At 31.5% G+C, this 21,548-nt stretch carries 20 protein-coding genes; 5 read left to right on the forward strand and 15 right to left on the reverse strand.

The window, feature by feature from the left end:
• Positions 1 to 6: 6 nt before the first annotated feature.
• From J2Y38_RS20105 to J2Y38_RS20175, 15 genes are all read right to left on the reverse strand, one after another.
• A complete protein-coding gene (locus J2Y38_RS20105) occupies positions 7 to 417 on the reverse strand; it encodes a GPW/gp25 family protein (protein WP_309846100.1) in 411 nt (136 codons plus the stop codon).
• 2 nt (positions 418 to 419) lie between these two features.
• Positions 420 to 710 carry a PAAR domain-containing protein gene (locus tag J2Y38_RS20110; protein WP_073488729.1) on the reverse strand — a complete coding sequence of 97 codons (291 nt, stop codon included), beginning with the start codon at positions 708 to 710 and terminating at the stop codon, positions 420 to 422.
• A gap of 4 nt (positions 711 to 714) precedes the next feature.
• On the reverse strand, positions 715 to 2,460 hold the full coding sequence (gene vgrG / locus J2Y38_RS20115) for a type VI secretion system tip protein VgrG (RefSeq protein ID WP_309846103.1): 1,746 nt from the start codon (positions 2,458 to 2,460) through the stop codon (positions 715 to 717).
• A complete protein-coding gene (locus J2Y38_RS20120) occupies positions 2,460 to 3,143 on the reverse strand; it encodes a LysM peptidoglycan-binding domain-containing protein (protein WP_309846105.1) in 684 nt (227 codons plus the stop codon). The genes vgrG and J2Y38_RS20120 overlap by 1 nt, the downstream gene beginning before the upstream one ends.
• A gap of 3 nt (positions 3,144 to 3,146) precedes the next feature.
• On the reverse strand, positions 3,147 to 3,305 hold the full coding sequence (locus J2Y38_RS20125) for a DUF5908 family protein (RefSeq protein ID WP_167369511.1): 159 nt from the start codon (positions 3,303 to 3,305) through the stop codon (positions 3,147 to 3,149).
• Positions 3,306 to 3,307: 2 nt separating this feature from the next.
• On the reverse strand, positions 3,308 to 3,754 hold the full coding sequence (locus J2Y38_RS20130) for a phage tail protein (protein ID WP_309846108.1): 447 nt from the start codon (positions 3,752 to 3,754) through the stop codon (positions 3,308 to 3,310).
• Positions 3,755 to 3,756: 2 nt separating this feature from the next.
• The gene (locus J2Y38_RS20135; protein ID WP_073488721.1) at positions 3,757 to 4,185 is read right to left on the reverse strand and encodes a phage tail protein; all 429 of its coding nucleotides are present in this window, start codon (positions 4,183 to 4,185) and stop codon (positions 3,757 to 3,759) included.
• 31 nt (positions 4,186 to 4,216) lie between these two features.
• Complete coding sequence (locus J2Y38_RS20140; RefSeq protein ID WP_309846110.1) at positions 4,217 to 6,316, reverse strand: phage tail sheath C-terminal domain-containing protein; 2,100 nt, start codon at positions 6,314 to 6,316, stop codon at positions 4,217 to 4,219.
• Between the two features lie 21 nt (positions 6,317 to 6,337).
• Positions 6,338 to 7,180, reverse strand: a complete 843-nt coding sequence (locus J2Y38_RS20145) for a hypothetical protein (RefSeq protein ID WP_309846113.1) — start codon at positions 7,178 to 7,180, stop codon at positions 6,338 to 6,340.
• On the reverse strand, positions 7,177 to 7,779 hold the full coding sequence (locus tag J2Y38_RS20150) for a DUF4255 domain-containing protein (protein ID WP_073488715.1): 603 nt from the start codon (positions 7,777 to 7,779) through the stop codon (positions 7,177 to 7,179). The genes J2Y38_RS20145 and J2Y38_RS20150 overlap by 4 nt, the downstream gene beginning before the upstream one ends.
• 388 nt (positions 7,780 to 8,167) lie before the next feature.
• Positions 8,168 to 9,034: a thiopeptide-type bacteriocin biosynthesis protein gene (locus tag J2Y38_RS20155; RefSeq protein ID WP_309846115.1), complete on the reverse strand. Its 867-nt coding sequence runs from the start codon at positions 9,032 to 9,034 to the stop codon at positions 8,168 to 8,170.
• 3 nt (positions 9,035 to 9,037) lie between these two features.
• Entirely contained in the window at positions 9,038 to 11,242 is a 2,205-nt protein-coding gene (locus J2Y38_RS20160) for a lantibiotic dehydratase family protein (protein ID WP_309846117.1), read from the reverse strand.
• Positions 11,242 to 12,942 carry a S8 family peptidase gene (locus tag J2Y38_RS20165; RefSeq protein ID WP_309846118.1) on the reverse strand — a complete coding sequence of 567 codons (1,701 nt, stop codon included), beginning with the start codon at positions 12,940 to 12,942 and terminating at the stop codon, positions 11,242 to 11,244. The genes J2Y38_RS20160 and J2Y38_RS20165 overlap by 1 nt, the downstream gene beginning before the upstream one ends.
• A 39-nt stretch (positions 12,943 to 12,981) precedes the next feature.
• Complete coding sequence (locus J2Y38_RS20170) at positions 12,982 to 13,146, reverse strand: hypothetical protein (RefSeq protein WP_309846121.1); 165 nt, start codon at positions 13,144 to 13,146, stop codon at positions 12,982 to 12,984.
• A 137-nt stretch (positions 13,147 to 13,283) separates the two neighbouring features.
• A complete protein-coding gene (locus tag J2Y38_RS20175) occupies positions 13,284 to 15,008 on the reverse strand; it encodes an AraC family transcriptional regulator (RefSeq protein ID WP_309846123.1) in 1,725 nt (574 codons plus the stop codon).
• A gap of 226 nt (positions 15,009 to 15,234) precedes the next feature.
• Here J2Y38_RS20175 and J2Y38_RS20180 point away from each other — a divergent pair, with 226 nt between their 5' ends.
• The 5 genes from J2Y38_RS20180 to J2Y38_RS20200 all read left to right on the forward strand — a co-directional run bounded on the left by J2Y38_RS20180 (position 15,235) and on the right by J2Y38_RS20200 (position 21,546).
• Complete coding sequence (locus J2Y38_RS20180) at positions 15,235 to 17,625, forward strand: TonB-dependent receptor (RefSeq protein ID WP_309846126.1); 2,391 nt, start codon at positions 15,235 to 15,237, stop codon at positions 17,623 to 17,625.
• Between the two features lie 148 nt (positions 17,626 to 17,773).
• Complete coding sequence (locus tag J2Y38_RS20185; protein ID WP_165593038.1) at positions 17,774 to 17,917, forward strand: class I lanthipeptide; 144 nt, start codon at positions 17,774 to 17,776, stop codon at positions 17,915 to 17,917.
• Positions 17,918 to 18,232: 315 nt separating this feature from the next.
• Positions 18,233 to 19,420 carry a lanthionine synthetase LanC family protein gene (locus J2Y38_RS20190; protein ID WP_309846131.1) on the forward strand — a complete coding sequence of 396 codons (1,188 nt, stop codon included), beginning with the start codon at positions 18,233 to 18,235 and terminating at the stop codon, positions 19,418 to 19,420.
• Positions 19,410 to 20,579: a lanthionine synthetase LanC family protein gene (locus J2Y38_RS20195; RefSeq protein WP_309846134.1), complete on the forward strand. Its 1,170-nt coding sequence runs from the start codon at positions 19,410 to 19,412 to the stop codon at positions 20,577 to 20,579. Before J2Y38_RS20190 ends, J2Y38_RS20195 begins: the two co-directional genes overlap by 11 nt.
• A 4-nt stretch (positions 20,580 to 20,583) precedes the next feature.
• Positions 20,584 to 21,546, forward strand: coding sequence for an LLM class flavin-dependent oxidoreductase (locus tag J2Y38_RS20200; RefSeq protein WP_309846136.1), 963 nt, complete (start codon positions 20,584 to 20,586; stop codon positions 21,544 to 21,546).
• Positions 21,547 to 21,548 lie beyond the last annotated feature (2 nt).

Here is a 21,548-nt window from a genome sequence, read left to right on the forward strand (position 1 = left end):
AACAATTTATAAATTGGTTCCTTCTTGTTGGTAAAATGGATAAACCATATTTATTCTCGAATTGGTAGCGCGTACTTTAAAATCAATAAGTACTAATAATTCGCCGTTCAAATCGTCGCCTTTTGTAATGTCAATTTTTTCAACATCAATTCTGGGTTCGTGGTACAGAATCGCCGTTTTAATCAATTCAGAAACAAACGTTTTTAAAGTTCGGTTCAATGGATTAAACAAGAGCTCATCCATATTACAGCCGTATTTGGGCTGCATAATGCGCTCGCCAATTTTAGTTGAAAGCAAAATCTCCAGGCTGCTTTTAATGTCGCTTTCATCCTTAAGCATTGTCACCTCTTTTGTGTTTGCTTTAAACTCAGGAGGGAAACTCCATCCAGTTCCTAAAAAATCTTGTTCTGTTTCCATAACTAACCAATTAATACAGTTGGTAATCCGGCTACTATTGTACCGCCATGTGAGGTTGAGTCGCCCATGCGTGCGGCAGGTTTTCCTCCAATTAATACTGTTGATGAACCTGCAATAATGCTATCTGGCGGACCTGTACAAGTGGCCATGTCGCCAACACATGCGGCTGGCATTCCGCCAATTAAAACGGTTGGTGCGCCGGCAGGTAAAATTGGGCCGCCCACATGCGGAACCGTTCCGGTAACCATTGGGCAAACGTGCATATCTGCAATTCTGGCGGCTGGTGCTCCCATAACTTTAATTTATTTGTACAATACTTCCTTTTAAGATGGCAGTAGCTCCAGATGACATTTCTACACCTGCACTTCCTTCTGCCTTAAATTGTGCGCTGGCATTTATGGAAACATTTGTTCCTTCGATTTTTACATCTCCGGTAGCTTTAAATTCAATATTTCCTGCGCTTTCCATTTTTATTCCGTTGCTGTCGATCGTGATTATGTTTGAGTTTTCATCTTCAATTTTAATAATGCCCTGATCTTCATCGAGTGTTATTTTTTTTCCGGCCGGAGTTTCAATTGCGATTGATTTTTTTTCATCATCAAACAAAACTTTCATTTCGCTTCTGGTTATAATTCCTTTTTGATGATTGTCATCAGAAGCTGTAATTGGAGCCGGTTTTCCGCTGCTGTGGAGCATTCCTAAAACAATGGCGTTATTTGGATCTTCGTTGACAAAACCAATAATTACCTCATCTTCAATTTCTGGCCTGAAAAAAACACCTCTTTTATCTCCCGCATCTGGCGAAGCTACGCGGCACCAAATGCCTTGTTCGTCATTATTGATAATGGGAATTTTTACTAAAATTCGGTCTTCGCCGTTGGGATCTTCTTCGAGCTGTGTTACGATTCCCACATGAAGCCCTTTTATGGCCGGAATAATTCCAGAGCCAGTTGGTGTATGAATGTCAAATGTTTCAGAAAACCATTCGGGATTTAATCCAAATTGCGCATCAATTGTCCAGTTTCCTTCGGCTAATTCGTGAAAAACGCCTGTGATATAAGCATTTCCATTAAACCGATCGCCTACGCCTTCGAGCTTGATTATGGTATTTGGTTTTACTGCCGGAATACCTTGAAATTTGACTCTTCCGCGAATTTTTGATAATTGCTGAAATAGTAATTTAGAATCGGCCCAATCCTGAAGTTCTACTTCGGTAATGGTTCCGCCGTGTCTCAATTCAAGATTTTCATGATCGATAATTTTAGACAAATCAGAAACAGAAAGATTACCATTCAGGCTCACGGCCGGATCGCTGGCTTCAATTTCTACTAATTCCTGATCAGTATAATTCCAGCTATACGAAGACACTTTTGCAAATTGATTACGGGCATCAATTTCGGCATCAAAATCAAGTAAAGATGAACCAAAAGTGACCGTTTCAACAGGCGAGGAGCTAACGTTGGGTTTACTGATGGTGATTTTTCCATTTTCAACAAAACAAAGTTTACCATTAGCCTGCGCTCTTGAAACGATAAAATCCCAATCGGATGTATTGTATTGAACCAATTCTTTGTGACTAAAATTGGTTGCTTCGACATCTTTATCTAATCCGTATGCATCAATAATTTCTTCAAAAGCTTCGCTGTCTTTTACATCATAAAAATATTTGCTCTTTCTGCCAATGGTCAGTTTTACCGCTTCGTCTTTGCATTCGATAATTAATAAAGAGGCACTGCTTTTTATTTTGATAGAATGCTTGATGATGATTCCTTTATAAATGGTTTCTTCATCGTTGTGATAACCGGCACTTATTTCAATTTTTTTCCCCGGAATTAATAAATCTTCATTACTCAATTTAAAATCTCTTTCAGAGGCTTCTCCATCTACCAGAACAATTTGGGCCATAGGAATCCTGTTGACTTCATTTTGTACCACTACGCTTTTTACTTGATAGGTGTTTGATAATTCTGTTCCTTCAATTAAAATTTTAAGTGTTACTAAATCAGCACTTTTACTGGTTTGTATGACTCCGCTATTGTTCATCAGGATTGTTTTTGTAATGGTGGAAAAAATAGTTTTTGTCCGGTTTTTAATTTTCTGAAATTGACAATGTTATTGACTCTGGCTACTTCCAGATAATACTTAGAATCGCCATAAATGTGATAAGACATTAAGGGCAATGTATCGCCTTCCTTAACGGTTCTGTAATGTGTTAAATCGGGCGATTTATTATTTTCTTTTGCTGCTCTTAAATTGTCTTCAACAAAACCCTGAAATTTTGCTTTTGCAACGGCTCTTATCGGAGTTCCGTCTGGTTTAAAGAGTTTGAATTCTACATCCATTTCGGTCAAAGCACCTTTAAAAAGCAATGTTCCCCAGGAAATAATGAGATAATTGGGCTTGTGTTCGTCTCCATTGTAATCCAAAATAACTTTTTTGAATTTTTCAATGTCATCGATAATACCATCGTCTGAGCTTGCAAAGCCGTTAATTACTCCCGATCGATCAAAAACAAAATCAAGCTCCAGGTTTTCAGGTAATTTTTTATTAAACCTTGGAGAAACAGTACTCGTTCCCGAAGCCTGCGTTTCATCTGTTTCAATTTTATAATGATAGGTGTATTTTTCCGGATTCATAAGCGTAGAAAATTCGCCATCAGCAATCTTGTTGTTGAATTCCGGGTCACTGTAAGCAGTGACTTTTAGTTTTTCTAATTCTCCAGGCATGACTTAGCGTTCTTTTTTACGTTCGATGATTTTCATTACTTGCTCTACACATTCTGCCACCGGATCTTCATCCTTGCTTTTTGGAGCATTTGGAGGAGGTGCTTGCTTTGATCCTTCGTTTACATTAATTTTAATGTGAAGCTCTTTTATTTCTATTGGCATGACTAACTTTTAATTAAGGTGAAATAATTGTAGGTAAGCTCAACGTTTTCGACAACAAGCTTACTTTCTTCGGCATTAAAATCTTCAACTGCCCATTTTACAGGGTAGGCGTGAACCACGTTCCAGGAAACTAAAGGCTGATGCTGCTGATTGAGTAGTTTAACAGTCAGGTTTACAGGTTTGAAAGAAAAATTTTCGATAGCATCTCTGCACCAGTCAATTACAACAGAATCAATCAGAATCCCTCTTTTTAAAGTCAGGTTTGGATATTTTGTCTTTACCGGAAGTTTGTGCTTGAATCTATTTTCTCCACCTTCGGCAATTTCTTCGGTTTCGATGTCTACAGACAAACCAGAAACGGATTGAAATTGATGGTCTTTTTCTTTTGAACCAAGACCTTGAAATTCAACTAAAAAATGAAAACCGACAGGTGGGTAATAGTTAGCCATGACTAGTCATTTTGAATAGATAAACCTTCGTGAACTAATTCCATTGATTCGATAGCAACTTCATTTCCATCGGCTTTTAAATCAGTCGATTGAATTTTAGTTGGCCATGCGTTTTTTACTTTCCAGGTAATCACTGGTTCGTGATCTTCGTTAAGTAATTTGATGGTAATGTCCCTTCTTTCTATGGTATTTAGTTTTACCGTATTCCACCAAGTGTAATACTCGTTATCGCTTGCAAATGTTCCTCTTTTCAATGTGATGTTAGAGAATTTCTGCATGCCGGGCATTTTGATCTTGCTGTATTCGGGACTTGCTCCCTGACGGTATTCAATGACTTCGGTTTCTACATCTAATCCAGAAACTTCTGTAAACCCTATTTTTGTTCCTTTCCAGTCAACTGAGAAATGGAACTTTGGTAGTGGATAACTCATGATCTATATTTTTTTAATGTTGATATATTAATTAAGATTCCTGCATTTTGTGAGAGAAGCGTAAAATGATAAATTCTGCCGGACGAACTACTGCCATTCCGATTTCGATGATCATTTTACCGTCTAAAATATCTACAGCCGACATGGTTTGCCCAAGTCCAATTCTAACATAAAATGCTTGTTCTGGTTTTGCTCCGGCTAATGCTCCGGCTCTCCATTGCAGAATTAAGAAATTCTCAATCATAGCTCTTACTCTTATCCAGGTATTGGCATCGTTAGGTTCAAAAACAAATTGTTCGGTTGCTTTTTTAATGGATTCCTCGGCCATATTAAAGAAACGGCGAACTGGTATATAACGCCATTCGCTATCGTTACCAGCTAAGGTTCTTGATCCCCAAACCAAGGTTCCTTTGCCGGTAAAACTTCTGATAGCATTAATCGATTTACCTGCAGTAGTGTCAAAATTTAAGTTGTCCTGATCGCCATTTGTTATTTTTAATGATGGTTTAATCACATAGTTTAAGCCTACATTTGCCGGTGCTTTCCATACGCCGCGGTCACTGTCTACTCTTGCATAGACTCCTGCTATTGCAGAACTAGGCGGCAATGTGATAGGAAGACCTGCGATTTCTGATTTAATGATGTTGTATGATGCATTTTCTAAAGGTTCAATATCAGCCAGAAATCTGCCATTCATTGCACCATTATTAACATCTACTCCAGATACATTTACAGTTGAGACTGCTGCGATTATTGCAGTAACTTGTGAAGACATATTTTGAAATACATCGGGATTGATTACCAGAGTATTGCTAGGTAATCCTAAAACCGGAGTGTAGTCTATTAGTCTTTTGACTTCGGTAATAATATTAGTAGCATTTGTTTTTACTAAGCTTAATACTTTTGCATTAGTATCGGCATTTTTGATTTTTGCAGTAAGATCGATTATGTTTTTTAAGACACTTTCAATTTTATTGTTGCCTTCAAACCCTCCAACAAAAGCAGCAAGTGCTACAATGATGTTATCATCTGCTGTAGACAATTCTTCCACAGATGCAATAGCTGAATTGGCTGCATTTTTAATTTTTTTCTTGATTTCAACTAAATTATTTAATTGAACAATTAAGGCATCTAATAAAGTTGTAAAAGCAGGAATTGTTTTTGCTACAGTAAAATCAGCATTAGTATTATTATAACCTGCAGGATCTTGTGTATATTTTAAAATAGATGGAATGGCACCCACTATGTTATCATTCACAGCATTGACATCAGCATCGCTTATAGTTCTTAAAGCAGCTATAACTGGAGTTAGTGCAGTACTGGCTTCATTAAGTTCGCCAAGGGCTATTGGCACAGCATCTTTTTTATAAGAAATATGATTAATTAAAATAGAATTTTCATCATATTTATAATCGAGAATAGTTTTTAAATAAGGAAAATATACGGCCCCATATTTTAAATAATCTTTTTCCTGATTCAATTTAAATCTTATTTCGTCTATTGGCGAAACAAGTTCAGTATCGTCATTTTCATATTCTACATCTCGATAAGTGTCAATAATGGCAAATCGGTCCTGCATATCATGACATTGTGTTAATGCACTTTTATATAATTCATAAAAATCATTATCACTGGCTAATCCTGCAGCATCTGGAAATAAAAGAAGTGTAGGTTCATCTTCACTTCTCAATAAATCAAGACCATCCTTTAAATCTGAAAAAGAGATCGTGTTTAGATTGTTGTTTTCATCTTCATAAGTGTTTACAGAAACAATATAGCATGGTCCGCCGCCATTTGCAAAATACATTTGTAATGCATAATACATTAAAAAAGTGCTGGGAGAACTAGGCTGATTTACTACAATATCTCGTTGTATTTTACCGCCAATTTCTACATCGGTTATATTTACAGATATGGTTTTTTCCGGATAGGCTGTACCAAAATAGTTCTCATAATCAAGTAAAGAAGTGATTCTGGTAGGGTCATTAATTAAATCACCTTCAGTTTTCTTTGTAGCTTTTTCGGTATATCCAATAAAAGCAGGAATCGCTGTTTCTACCTGGGCAACAGAAGGAGGAAACTTTACGATTTCCTCAATATATACTCCAGGCGTTTTGTAAGTTGTTGCCATAATTGATTGTTTTTTAATTATTTAAATAAATATTTCAGAATAGTAGTCACTACTGATTTTTGTTATTGATTTTACAGATGGGTTTGGGTATTGGGTATCTGCCAGTTGTGAAGGCGTAAAATCGTTAAGAGGATCAATTTCAACAAAACCAGAGCGTGTTAGTGGTTTTGGAGTATTGGTTTCAATTTCGGTTCCTGCTTTTCGATTGATATATTTCCAAAGTGTCTTTCGATTGTCAAAATGGATTTTAAAATTTGGGCTTATTATTTCGCCCGCGATATCCACAATATTTCCTGAACTATTATCACCTTGAAGATTTAGAGAAATAATCCCAAAGACATCTTGTTTTTCCGGCGGCTGTAATGCCGAAATTAAAATGGCAGTGGTTTCCTCAGATACTAAATAATCATTTGAAATTAATTTGTTGTCATTTATTTTAGGAAGATATTCAAATGAAACTGGTTCAGTTAAGGGCTTGGTGTTGCTAAATAAGAAGACTTGATTAAGGGCAAAGTCCAGATTAGTGTAATTTTCAAATTGATAATCATTGATTTTGATTAAAAATTTTAAGTTCAAATCGGCAGGGACTTTTATAGATGGGTCCAATTCGTTAGCTTCCTTAACTTTAATATATACTCTAAAACCTGTTTTGGTTTTTTTGAATACCATTTTGTAGTTTTTGAGTTCGTTGTAGGTTTCTAAAGTTGGAGTTATAGTTGTAAATGCATCGGTATTAAAATGCTGCAGCATTTTTGTTTTATCATCCCCTGTCATACTTGTAAAGATTTCTTCGCCATTATTCAGGAAATAATTATGAAGAAACGTTACTTCAAATAACAATCCATATGTAATAGAAAAACTCATGACTGCTCTTTTGTTTTGGTTACACCTTTAACTTTGCTGATAAGTTGTCCTTCTGCTTGTGCAATATTGCGTTCAATTTGTATCATGCTCACTTTGTATAAAGCTGATGGGAGCTGCTTGCCGCCCAATGTACCCCAGATATAATTTAACTCTTCAAAAGTGGGAGTGTAGAGTTCAACCGTAAATCTAAAGTTGTCTACATTGCTCATGGCAATATTGTTTCGGTTATAAATCGTATTGGCTTGGGTAAAAAGTCTTTTCCCTTGAAAAAACTCTATAATTTTTGAAATATCCTTTAGTGAATTGATGTATTTGTCCCTATTGGCGCTAAAAAGTATGTACAGGTTTAAATTGACAATACTGTTTTTGTAAATTGTTTTAGCATTTTCAATAGTATGATTTGGGAAGTTTTTTAAAGTAGCTTCTTCATCTAAATTGATTAGTGTAAGTGCTACAGCATTTTTTAACGCATCGGCTATATCATCATTTTGTGATTCTAAAAAAGCAATATTTTCAGGAACAACAGATTTGTCCAGCCCAATTTCCTCGAGATAGTTGTTTACTTGTTCTGCAATTATTTGTATTACTTCAAAAATCATCTTTTGATAAAATTTATTATAAATACTAAATGAAATTGTACTGAAAAGGAATTAGATTCAGGCGCAGATTGTAAATAGAATGGGGCTTCTAATTGTGCTTTAAACTTGTAATGAAAACAAGGCTGATAAGATTTGTCTAAATTAGAAAAATGTAAGGGTACCAAAAAAGGGGAATTTTCCCCTTTTTTTTATTTATTTAAGATATTGATTTTTAATTAGTTGTGGTGGTTTTGAGGCTTTGTTTTATTTCTTAGTAAAAGTAAGGGGTTGAAAGAAAAAACATTCAAAAATTTAGAAGAGAAAAAGATTAAAATTGTTAGTTTTAAAGAATGCAACTAAAAAGTTTATGTATGAAAAATTAGAAATGTAAATAGTTAAGTTCTATTTTTTATGAGAGAATAATATTTTGTTTTTGATAATTTTTTACTTTGTAAAATCTAAACAGATGATCATAAATAATAAGTTCAAACATTCTTTGTTTAGAAGTGTATTGCCTGTTGATCATCATATGAATATGACTTGCTAAAAAAGATTCTAATGGAATTTCGATTTTAGTTCTAATTTCTAAAGCTTTCTCAGTAACATTTTTAGATTTTTTATTTATAATTTTTGCAATTTCTTCAAAATTATCATTTGATGTAGTAGATAAAAAATCATTTATTTGAGGAAATAATAATTGATAACTTTTAGACATTTCTCTTTTTTGTTCTTTATCTGTGTCAAATTCTATTTTGAAAGAAGCTTGTAAATCATTCATCAGTGATAATTTTTCTTTATCAGATAATCTAAATGAATTTAGAAAAGAATCAATGGAATAAAAACTAAATAACAATTGTATGTCTTGTTTGACAAATTGAGATTTAAGTTTGATGTAGCGTAATATCATCTTACTATCTTCCCAAAAAAGGAATTCTGAATCTAACATCGTGTTTTTACCATATCTTTCTATTTCTCTTTTGTAAGTATCTGTTTGTATGTTCCAAACTAAATTTTGTTCTAATAACTCATTAAAAATAGAATAAAAAGATTGAATTACTGTAGCCAGGTGTTTTGTGTTGCTTACCAAAAAGCGAATACGAAGATGTTCGTCTGTATCTTTGTACCGAATAAAGAACCATTTCTGAATAATCTTTTTACGTTGTAAACTTGAAATAACAGGCTTTAATTTTTCTAATAAAATATAATCAGATGTTTTCACGCCTGTATAAATTTTATAATACAGCCATTCACTGCCAAGACAAAAATCTCTTTGCATTTTTTACTTTTTTTCTTTGTAATACGATAGTATAATCTGGTTAGAAAAATGATCTCCACCGCTGTTTTCTACAACTGATTTTTCTGTAAAAAGAAATTCTTCAAGAAAAAAATCTTCTTTTTGTTTAATTGCTTTTAGAAAAAGTTCAATACAAATTGGTGATTCAAAATCAAACAATAATGTGTTGTCAGAATTAACCCAATTTGCAAATCGTGGAATATTTCGTTTTAATCTCCATTTTAAAAATTCATTTGCTAAATCATTTTTGTTGATCGTATAAAATAGAATGAGTTCGTTTTTTTTAACTCTCCATTTTGCTTTTGAAAGTATAATCTCTTTGTAAGTAACTCTTGGAAAAAAATCATAATGTGATTCAAGAATCCCCCAATTAAAAGAATAAACAGGTTTAATATCTTCTAATTGAAGATGGCAGAGAAAATTATAAATGGGCAGAGAAATGCTTGAAGAAAAATTATGCGCATTTGACAAACAGGGCACTATTTCCTTATTGTATTTTTTGGAGCGTAAAATAATTCTATTTGATTTAACAGATACGTATAAATCTTCTAAATCCAAATTATCTTCTTGAGATACGCCCGGTTTGCACAGATAACTAATTTCATGTTTTCGAAGAACCGGTCTTTTTAAGATATTTCCAGTTCTTGACTCAGGAATATGTACAATTTCTGCCAGAATCTTTTCCTGATGAAATTCGTTTTCTTTTTTAATAATCTCCTTTGTAAGGTTGTAAATTTCGTTATTACCATTGCAAAAACGACCTAATAATTTTGCGGCGCTTGCACTCCAGGTTGAAGTTAAAGCAATTTGCTCATTATTAAAAAATTCTATAATTACCGAAAAAGTTGCAGGAGTATCTTTTAAGTTCAAATCAAAATCAGGAAAATCTTTTTCGGATAATACAATACTTTTTTCTCCTTTAAAAACACAATCATGGAGTTTTTTCTGTAGAATTAAATCAATCGAATTCCAAACCTGATTTTTTTGGTCTGTCTTCTTAGATTTAAATAAAAAGTTTTCCAGTATTTCGTGACTGTCATTCATTTCATGATTTTGTAAATAACCAATTCCGGTTTCAGTATCTAATACCGTGCTTAAAGGCATTTCTTTAGATTCGTATCTTTTAGTAAAAGCTTTTCTAAAATTTTCAAGAGCTTCAATTTTCTTATGTTTCTGAATACCGTTTAGAAACTGAATTGCACCTAACACTTTTTGTGAAACTTTTTTATCTAAGTTATTTCTTAAAGCAGCTATATTTAAATCGGTTTGAAAAAGATGTTTTTCTTCATAATCCGTTCCTATTTCCGCAATTGTTTCTTTAATTACTGCATAAAGTTCTTCTGGCGGTGATAAAGTGTTGTCTAAACTGGCAAGTTTCTTTTGTAGGTTCTCAAATAATTTAGTTTCCTTACTAAAAGAAGGAATTGCTGTGAAGATGTCAATTACTCTTTTCCATTCATTGTTTCCTGTTACAACCGCATCTAATTCACTAATCAGAAACTGAAAATCTATTAGTTGAAAAACAAATGCTTCGGCTTGTTTTTTTTCTGAATCATTAGCCGCTAAAAAGGAAACCATTTCATTTATAGTTATCCCTGATTTTGCCTGTAGTATTATTTGCTCTAACAATTCAGATTTGCGTAATGCAGAAATGTTATGTTCCCGTTTTGTGTTAACATATTTATATTCAATAAAACGGTAAAAATCGCCTATTTCATAAATGGAAGAGTTAGGGAAATATTTTAAATGAAGTGCAATTTCTTTTCTCTTCGCAATATTTTGAAGCATTGCAACCCAATATTGCATATCAAATTGAGTGAATCGCTTATGTTTATGGAGGGATTCTATTGTGATATTGGTTTCAAAATCGAGTTTTCCGACAGAACATCCTGCAAATAAACCAAAAGGAGTACAGCGAGAAGACATTCTCGCTGTATATTTTAAAAAAGTAAGTTCTAAAGCTTGTTTTTTTTCGTTAGATATTGAAGAAGTTTCCTGAGCCCATTTGTCTAGTTCTCTTCGCAATTCAGGAGAAGCTAAATTAATGGCTTCTTTTACTACTTCATTTTTATAGAATTCTTTTGCTTTTTCAGAAGAATATTTTTCAATTAAGCCCAGATAAGAAGCTAATGGAAACAAAGGAGTTCTAAGCACATATTCTGAAAAAGACGTGATTTTATAATGAGGCATTATTTGTTTTTACTAACTTTTTCGGCAAGTTTCATTGCATTATAAACGTTTAAAACTTTGCCAGATTTTGATAATTCTGAAAATGGAACTTTTGTATCTTTTGTTCCGGGTACAATTACTTCGAGATTATATGATGTTCCTGAATCTAGAATGATTTGTTTTACCTGTGAAGCTTTTAGTTTAGGATAATATTGCCAGATTAATGCTGCTGTTCCGCAAACCATTGGCGCTGCCATTGAAGTTCCTGAATCAAATTTATAAGCATTGCCTGCACTTGTGGAATATATTTCTTCTCCTGGTGCAAACAAATCGACATTTTGTTTGCCATAATTAGAAAAATCAGACACAAAGTGACTATTCAATTTATGAGTAACAGATCCTACATTGATAAAATTCGAACTCACTTCTTTAAAATTTTCAAAATCATTATCATTTGGATAAGATGGATTTTTATCAATATTAGAACTATCATTTCCTGAGATATGAACTAATAATACATTATTCTCTTCGGCATATTTTATGGCCTCAAATATCCATTCTTTATGTAAAGAGAATTCTTTATAAAAAGACATGTTAATTATTTTGGCGCCATTATCTACTGCGTACTTTATTGCCATAGCTATATCCTTATCATGTTCATCTCCAGATGGAGAAATACTCAAAGGCATGATTTTTACATCTTGTATAATTCCTTTTATACCTATATTATTTTTTCTATTTGCACTAATAACTCCAGCCATCTTTGTGCAATGATCCTGAAAAGGCCTATGTCCTGCTTTATTATTACTTACATTATTATTGCCATAACCTTTTTCTAAAATAGCAGGATTGTCGCCTATCAATAAACGCTCATTATAATCTATATTAAGGTTTTTATTTATAACTGAATCTAATTGGGTCTGCATATCTTGAATGTCTTTCAGATTTTGGTTCATCTCCATACTAGACATCATACAGCTAATTAAGGCTCCTAAATCCCGATCATTATCATCGCGTCTTTGCTTAAAAGTTTTATCATTTATCTTATACTTTTTATACATACTATCCAACTGTTTGAATGTATAATCTTCTTTAGGAAAAAAGTATTTTAAGGTGTCTTTTGTTATTGGAAGAAGTACAGCTTTATAATTTAAAGATTTAAACCAATTTTTGTAATACTTGTTCTTTTCTTCCAGTTTTTTTAAAGCTCTTTGATATTCTTTATACTTGTATTGATCTTGAGTAGTTATTTGAGGTTCTGCTTTATCTTTAAATAATGGTGCCCAATCTCTTACAATGCGTACGTATTCATAATTACTCCACACAACATAACCGCCGCTTTTAGTTCCCGTAAAACTCCAGCCATTTATATCATCTATATAGCCATTATGGTCATCATCAATGCCATTGTTTGGGATTTCTTTATCGTTTGTCCAGATTTGTCCTTGTAAATCTTCATGTTTCAGGTCAATTTGAGTGTCTATTACTGCAACAATGATAGTATTACTTTTAGTTTTTTTTTTATTTAAAGCATACCATTTGTCCAATGAAATCCCTGGAATAGTATCTTCTACATAATCTTTTTGATACCACGTTTGTAATTCTGATGATTTAAGTTCAGTTTTTGGATTTAACTTGACATACGAAACGCTTGAATCTTTTGTTGGTTTACAACTGATTAGAAATAAAAGAAATAAGATTACATTGTAAAATGGCTTCATCTGCTTTAAATGATAATTTTTAATACTTGATATTTTAATTTACCTACAATCCCCGGATGAATTTCCACCTTTATTACCAGTTCCATCAATTGGATCGTCAGGAGCATCTCCTCCTTTTATTATACGCAAATTTTTCAATTTTGCTACTTCAAATTTTTCTAAACTAAATTTGTTAATTGTTTTGTTTACTTTTTTTGATTTCATTTCTATAAATTTCATGTATTACTATAGCCGCAAAAGTATAGTGACCTTATTTATAAATAATAAAATAGTTTATTTTGCTTCTCGAAATTCAGGAATTTCGAGTTGGTCAAATGTTTAAGTTTTTGTTAATTAGATATTTAAGCTTGTTTGTTCATGTCCAATTCTTTAATAAAATAAGTCGGTTTGATGCCTGTTTTTTTAGAAAAAGCAGCTGAAAATGATTCAGCGTTGTTAAAACCAAATTCTAAAGCTAGTGCTTGAATGGTATATTTTCGAAGTTTATTGTTTTCTTTTAATTGTACGATAGCGTACTCTATTCTTAAATCATTTATATATTGAATAAATGTTTTTCCTTTAAATACATTTACAATTTTGGATACATATTTACTATTCGTTTCAAATGTGGTTGATAATGTTTGTATAGTAATATTAGATTCTAGATATCCTTTGTTTTTTTCAAAAACTTTGAGTTTTTCTAAAATATGGTTTATTAATTCCTCACCAATACCAATATCTTCAGTTTTTACAATATTATTAGTAATTTGTGTGTCATTATTTTCTGTTTGATTTTCTTTAACTTCTAATGATTGGTTAATTATTTTATTAAACCGTATTCGATACTTTTTTTTAAGTTGGTATTGATGCAATCCAAAACCTGAAATAGCAACAATAGCTATAAATAAAAACCCTAATCCCCAATAAAACTTTGTTTGTTCATTATTAAGAAACTCAATAAGACTTTCTTTTTCTGAAATTAAATGAGGAGTATCGTATTCTTTTTGTACCAGTTTATTTAATTCCTTATAATTTTTCTGCAAAATACTATCTATAGCCATATAGGCAGTTATGTACTTTAATTGTTTTTCCTTATTTCCTAAATTTTTATAATATGTAATTAAATACGGGTAGCCATCTATAAATTCGGTACTTATTTCTTTCGTTACTTTATACATAGAATCAACCTTGATAAAGTTTTTTGCAGCGATTGTCTTTTTCCCTAACCCTTCATATGTCTTTCCTAAATAAAAATAAGCTGCCAATACATTACCCACATTATTGTATTCTATCATCTTTGGCAATGCTTTATTAATACTGTCTAATGCTTCTTTATAATTCTTTTTTAATACTTGGTTTGCTCCCTCGTTTAAGGTAAAAAGATATTTGTATTCTTCATTCTTGGTTATTTGAGATTCTCTATACCCTAGTTTATTATAGTATGTAGTTGAATCGGTATTTTGTAAAGATTTATAACAATCTGCTAATCCAAAAATAATACCTTGGTATCTTTTGGAATATTTGGAATTCCTTACATCTACAGTTTTATAATAGTGATAACATTCTTTAAAAATATCTAAAGCTTCATTATAATCTCCTAAATCTTCAGACTTCGTTATACCAATATATTCTCTTACTACATAATAATAATCAGTATTAGTTTTCAGCGCTATTTTTTCGGCCTGATTATAATTAATCATAGCCTCTTTAAACTTATACTGCATTTTAAGAAAATCAGCTTTTTCACAATAAGCTGCTACCGGAAAGAATTTATCACCTGTGTTTTGAGAATATTTAATAACACTATCCAAATACATAATGGCCTTATTGATATCTTTTTTATAATATAAAAGAGCAATTTGATAGTTAGCTTTTGCTTTTCTAATATTACTATTCTCCCTTATAGCCTTTGTCATATATGCATTTGTATATGTTATCTGCTTTTTAGGATTCCCTTCATTATTAAAATATAGATCATGTAATGCATCATAAGATAATTTTGTCAGATCTTTTTTTTGTGATTGCCCTAATAAGGTAAAAGATGTCAGGAATAAAAAAAGAATTTTATTCCATTTTAAGTGGGTCATTGAAATTGGATTTTCACAAAAATACAGTAAATGCAGTAACTTTTAAATCAAAATAATTGATTTTTCTTATAAAAAATAAATAACTGATGTTTAGCTGTTTACGTGGTTTTGAATGTCGAGATTCATGAAAATCTATGTCTGAATTCAGGAATCCCGATAGTAATAGTTTGTTAGACTTGTATTACTATTCTAGTTTTGGCTTCAGAAAAATCAACTATTTATTTTAATGAAAAAATATATTATTGTCTTAATGCTTATTTATAGTTCAGTTTCTTTTTCACAAATTAAAGTATCAGGTAAAATTGTCAATCATGAAAACAACCCTATCGATTTAGCCGAAGTTTTATTGTTAAATAAAGATTCAATCGCTCATAAAAGTGAGTTAACTAATTCTAAAGGTGAATTTATAATTACAATAGCAAAAGGGGACTATCTTTTACAAATAAAACAATTTGGAAAAAAATTATATAATTCAGAAATAAAGATAACACACGAACTCGATTTGGGAGTCATAAAAATTAGTCAGAAGACAGAAATGTTAGCTAATATTATCGTTCAGGGTAAAAAACAAATAATAGAAAGAAAAGTTGATCGATTAGTATTTAATGTAGAAAATACCATCTCGGCTAATGGTGGTGATGCCATTGATGCGCTAAAAATCACCCCTGGCGTTAGGGTACAAAATGATGTCATCAGCATGATTGGCAAGAATGGCATGGCATTAATGGTTGATGACAGATTGATACAACTCTCTGGTGATGATTTAGTAAATTTTCTAAAAACCATCTCGTCTGAAAATATTAAAAGTATTGAAGTGATTACTACACCACCTGCAAAATATAGTGCAGAGGGCAATAGTGGGTTGATAAATATAAAATTGAAGAAAGCTAAGAAGGATTCTTGGAATGGTGCTCTTGGCACCAGTTTTACTCAAAGAGTTTATTTTTCAAAAAATTTGTTAGGCAATTTTAATTACAACAAAAACAAATTATCGCTTCAAAGTTCCATTAATATTGGAGATGCACATACTTTGAATGTCGATAATAACAAAACCTACTACGAGAAAGAATTGTGGGCGAACAATAATCCAAGGAAAGTCAACGATAAGTTTTCAAGCCTCAATGCAGCAATTGACTACGAAATTGCCCCAAAATGGTCAACAGGGGTCCAATATCTTGGAAGTTTTTATAAAATGAATATAAACACTGATGGATTGGCTACGATTATCAATAATGAGAGCCAACAGATAGATTCTTATATTAAGAATAATGGATTTTCCACAACTGGTCCGAGGTTAAACTCGCTAAATTGGCACAACATTTTTAAATTAGATACTATTGGTACAAAAATAGCAGTTGATTTAGATTATTTCGATTACAAGGCAACAGACGAAAGTAATTATAGAGGAAATCATTTGGATAATCAATCTATAATTGTGCCTGATACTTATTTTGCAGGGATAAGCTCAAATACTAATAATATTGCCAATTTTTCGGGTAAGATAGATTTTGATTTACCAAAGAAATGGGCTGTAATGAATTTCGGAGGAAAAATTTCGCAGTCGAAAACAAAAAATAATGCTTCTTTTTATTATAATGAAACAGGAACTCCAATTTTAGACCCTAACCAATCAAATGCTTTTGATTATACCGAAAATACAGAAGCTCTTTATTTTTCTGCAAACAAAGAAATAAGTTCAAAATGGTCTGCACAAATAGGATTACGGGCAGAAGCCACTCAAACCAAGGGATATTCTATAAATAATAACCAAACCAACAAAAATAATTATATAAAACTCTTTCCAACAGCTTATATTAGTTATAAAGCTAACGAAGATAAGATCTTGTCATTAAACTATAGCCGACGCATAGCTAGACCAAATTATGAACAATTGAACCCGTTTATAATACGTGAAAATGAATATGTTTATGTAGAGGGTAACCCTTTTTTGAGCCCTTCTTTTTCTGATAACTTAGAGTTTAGCTATGGGTACAAAAAACTGGAGAGCAAATTGACTTTCTCCAATACAATTGATGGTTTTAAGCAATTAGGAATAGTTGAAGCCTCTACTAATATTATACATTATTATGTATTAAACTTTATAAATGCCAAAGAATATGGTATATCTGAAAGTTATGTTTTTGATAAATTGAAATGGTGGACAAGTACAAACTCTTTTTATTTTGGATATTCGATTGCTAATTCGACTTCAGCAGTAACGATCGCGCAACAAAAAGGATATCAGTCTTATTTTACGACCAACAATGATTTTATACTAAATTCAGACAAATCCTTTTTATTTAGTTTAAATTATTGGTATAGTTTTCCAGGAGTAGTTAGTTTGGCGCATAGCACAGCTTCACAATCATTGTCACTATCACTAAAATATATGTTGCTCAGCAAAAAACTTCAGTTAACACTTACTGGAGAAGATATTTTTAAAACAGAAATCGCTACTTATACCAAGTACAGCAATGGTATAAAACAAGAATTCCGTAATTATTACGACAGCCAAATGGTTCGATTATCACTAAAATATAAATTTGGGAATAAACAGCTGAAAGTTCAAGAAAGACGTTTTGGAAATGAAGAAGAACGATCTAGGGTTGAAAATTAAAAAAAAATTTAAACATTCTCGAGTCATGACAGAAAGCTACTGTTATGTATTTAGTTTGTTCTAAATAATGCTTGCGCAGGCGATGTCCAAGAAGGGGTTTACGACAATAAAAGGTATTCTATTATTTTAAACAATTAATATTAAAATTATGAAAAAAATTCAATTAAAAAAGGGGTTACAAATTAACAAAGATGCAGTTTCAAAATTACAAGAAAATCAAATGAAAGATATAAAAGGTGGACAAGCTCCAGCTGCAGTTTCTTGTGATGATCATTCTTGCAACAAAAAATAATAGACTGATTTAATTTAGAAGCAGTCGAAGGTTTTTTCGACTGCTTTCTTTTTACAATTACCTCTTTACAATACAAACTTAAGTGTGCACTAATCATAGTTTTATAGTAAAATAAAGTAATTAGTCTGCTTTTTTAAACTAGAAAACTAGCCAGTGTTTTTTGCAACTACCTAAAATATCTTTTTAAAAAGGTTTATGATTCTGGCAATATTTTTTGTTGAATTATTAGAATTGTAAAATTGATAGTTTTCAACAGTTACGACCTATTTTTTTAATGTGTTTTTTGTAAAATTTAATTTTGTTAATTATAAAAAAATGGTTAAAAATCAATATATTACTGAATCTCTTATCAAAATAGATGAAATTCAAAAAAGTATAGCAAAGAGTGAGGATTTAATTAATTACATTGGTTATTCTGATGGGATACTTGGTTTTTCATTGTTTTATTATTACGAATATTTATACTCAGCAAAAGAAAAATCTCTTCAAACTGCAGTCTATTACTTGGAACAGTCGATGTCTAAACTAGACGAAAATTATAAAAGTCCAAATCCTCAAATTGAAATCATAGAAATTGGCTTGTATCTAATGTTTCTCTATAAGAAGGGAATATTAAGTGATGATATTTTAGATTATTTGGATGATTTAGATGATGTTATTGAAGCCAACTTGTTAAAAAAAATAGATGAAGGAGATTTAGGTTATACAGCTGGTCTTTTGAAAGTGGGCTATTATTTTGTTAAAAGAGAAAACAACAATAGAAATCACCTACTTCATAAAATTCTTGATCGTATAGAGAACTTATCTTTATTTGAAGGGGATCTCAGATATTGGAAGTTTTACTTTAGAAATCCGAAAAACCCATATGTAGAATTAGGATTAGGACATGGTGTGGCAGGAGTAGTGTCTTTTTTGCTTCATTTATTTAAAGCTGGAATAGAAACAGAACGTTGTGAATTACTCTTGAACTCAAGTATTGCTTTTCTCTTATCACAGAATAATAAATCTGGGGTCAATTGGTTTCCTGTAAACGCCTTTGAAAATGATAGTTATCAATATCACAACCTTTCTTATGGAGATATTGGTATTGGATATACTCTCTATAAAGCAGGCCAGATTTTAAAAAATAAAAATTATTGTAAAGAAGCTTTATTAATACTCGAAAATGCGGCTTATTTTAGAGATGAAGACAGGGAATATATAAGAGATGCTAATTTAGTTTATGGAGCCTCGGGATTGTATATAGTCTTTAATTTACTATATGATTTAACACAGAGTGATAAAATTTTATGCGCTAGAGATTATTGGTATAATAAGATTTTAGAATTCGGTAATGAGACTGACTCAACTGATTCTGCAGGATACAACACTTATTTCAATGGGATTTACGATTATGCACAACTAGGATTTTCGCAAGGAATAGCTGGAATAGGTATGGCATTGATGGCACAGGAAATAAAGATAGACAATGACTATTTAAGCTTTTTAAATTATGATTTATAAAATAAATGAAACCGAAGAAAAAGCAATAGATTTAATTGAATCCTATAACAAAAAGATACTAGCTTTTGATTTCAATTCTATCCCAGATGATTTGTTAAAAGGAAAACTGGGTGTAATAATATATTTACTATCAATTTACGAAACTACAAATGATACAGTTTATGTTGATAAAATAGCTGAATTACTAGAATCCATATTTGAAAACTGTGATACTCAAACAGAAAACAGTTTATATTCTAATGCTACACTATCGCATGGGATTACCGGGTTAGGATATGTGTTGTCTATTCTTATGGAATTTGGAATTTTAGATGAGAATTTTAAGCAACAAATTGATGTTATAAGCGAGATAGTTTATGAGAAAGCATTAAAAATGCTTTCCGAAAATAATTTTGGCTATTTCAATGGACCTATCGGTATTCTTTTCTATTTAATAACCGTAAACGAGTTACAAAAAATTGATAACATAATAGAGTTATTGTTTGAGAAATGCAAAAACGATCATTTTTTGTTTTATACAGAAATGGACGATTCTTATGTCGAAGGAATGAATTTTGGATTAAACCACGGTCATCTAGCCCTTATTCAAACACTATTAAGGATTTATGAAAATAACAGCAAAGCTTTATTTATTATCAATAGTTGTCTGAAAAACATCAGCTCAAATTTAGACTATAACTATAAAGTAGAGGACAAACATATATTTAAACCTTATAAAATTTTCTTCAAAGAAAATGCATTAGTCAGACATCAAAACAATAGACTTTGTTGGTGTAATAGTGATTTGTCTTTTTCTTATATACTGCAAAGAACGGGGATATTGCTTAAGAATCCTGAGAACGTATGGTTGTCACAAATCATCGGAAAGGAAACCACCAAAAGAAAAACATTTAGGACTACAGGAATAGAGAACCATCATTTTTGCCATGGTAGTTCAGGGGTGGCACAATTGTATAAAGAATTATCATTATTTGGTCCTAGAGAATATTACGAGGAGAGTTATAACTATTGGATTAATAGAACCTTAGTATATATGAGCACAGATGATAATGACGATTTTATAGCTTCAGATCTATCTTTATTATATGGTAAGTTAGGCACATTAATGGTTATAAATAATAAAATTAACAAAAAAAAATATTTAAACTTTTTAATTTAGAGATATGAATCCAATTAAATTAGGTGTAATAGATTTAGGATATAGGGAAATTAATGCAGTAAATGCCATAGAAGAAATAATTGAATATGCAGTAGAGGCAGAAAGACTTGGATTTTCAAAATTTTGGCTGGCAGAACATCATTACTACCATATAAAGAACCACCCTTATACTACTCCCGACATATTAATCTCATTAATTGCAGGGATGACCGAAAGAATAAAGATTGGCTCAGCTGGTACTTGTGTAAGTGTACATTCGCCTTATACTGTGGTTACTAATTATAAATTTCTTAATAATTTATTTTATGGACGAATAAGTTTAGGACTTTCCAAAGGTTTTCCAGACAGTTCAGCTATAAATCAAATGTTAAATAAAGAACTGAAACTCGGAAATAGTATTTCGTTTTTTAAACAAAATTTAAACACTATTATTGATCTTTTAGATAATGAAGAAGAGAATCTAAAAACCAAGTCCATTTTAATACCTCCCTATGGTGGATTAAGACCCGATCTATGGTATTTGTCAACCTCTTTCAGTAATTTTCAGGAAGCTATAGATCTTAGGTTGAATTATTGCGTTTCTATTTTCCATAATTTCGGACAGGATATTAATAATTTAAACATTAAAAAAGAGGAAATAATGTTGCTGAAGGAAAGTTTTTACAAACAACATAACTATTATCCAGAAGTAGCAATTTCTTTGGCAATAATATTAAAAGATACTTTGGAAGAGGCAGAAAACCAGTATAATGTATCAATGGAATACGTGCTCAAAGAAGCAAAAGAACCATTTTATATCATACCAACTACATTAGATTTGTTACAGGAACGTCTAGAAAAATACCAAAATGACTTTGGGATAGATGAATTTATAATTTATGATTTATCCTCTAAGAACGAAGAAAAAATCAAAAACATTCAATTAATCGGTGAAAGATTTAATCTATCAGTCGAAGCAACTGTATAATT

It is taken from the genome of Flavobacterium sp. 2755 (genome assembly GCF_031455715.1).
Classification (GTDB): domain Bacteria; phylum Bacteroidota; class Bacteroidia; order Flavobacteriales; family Flavobacteriaceae; genus Flavobacterium.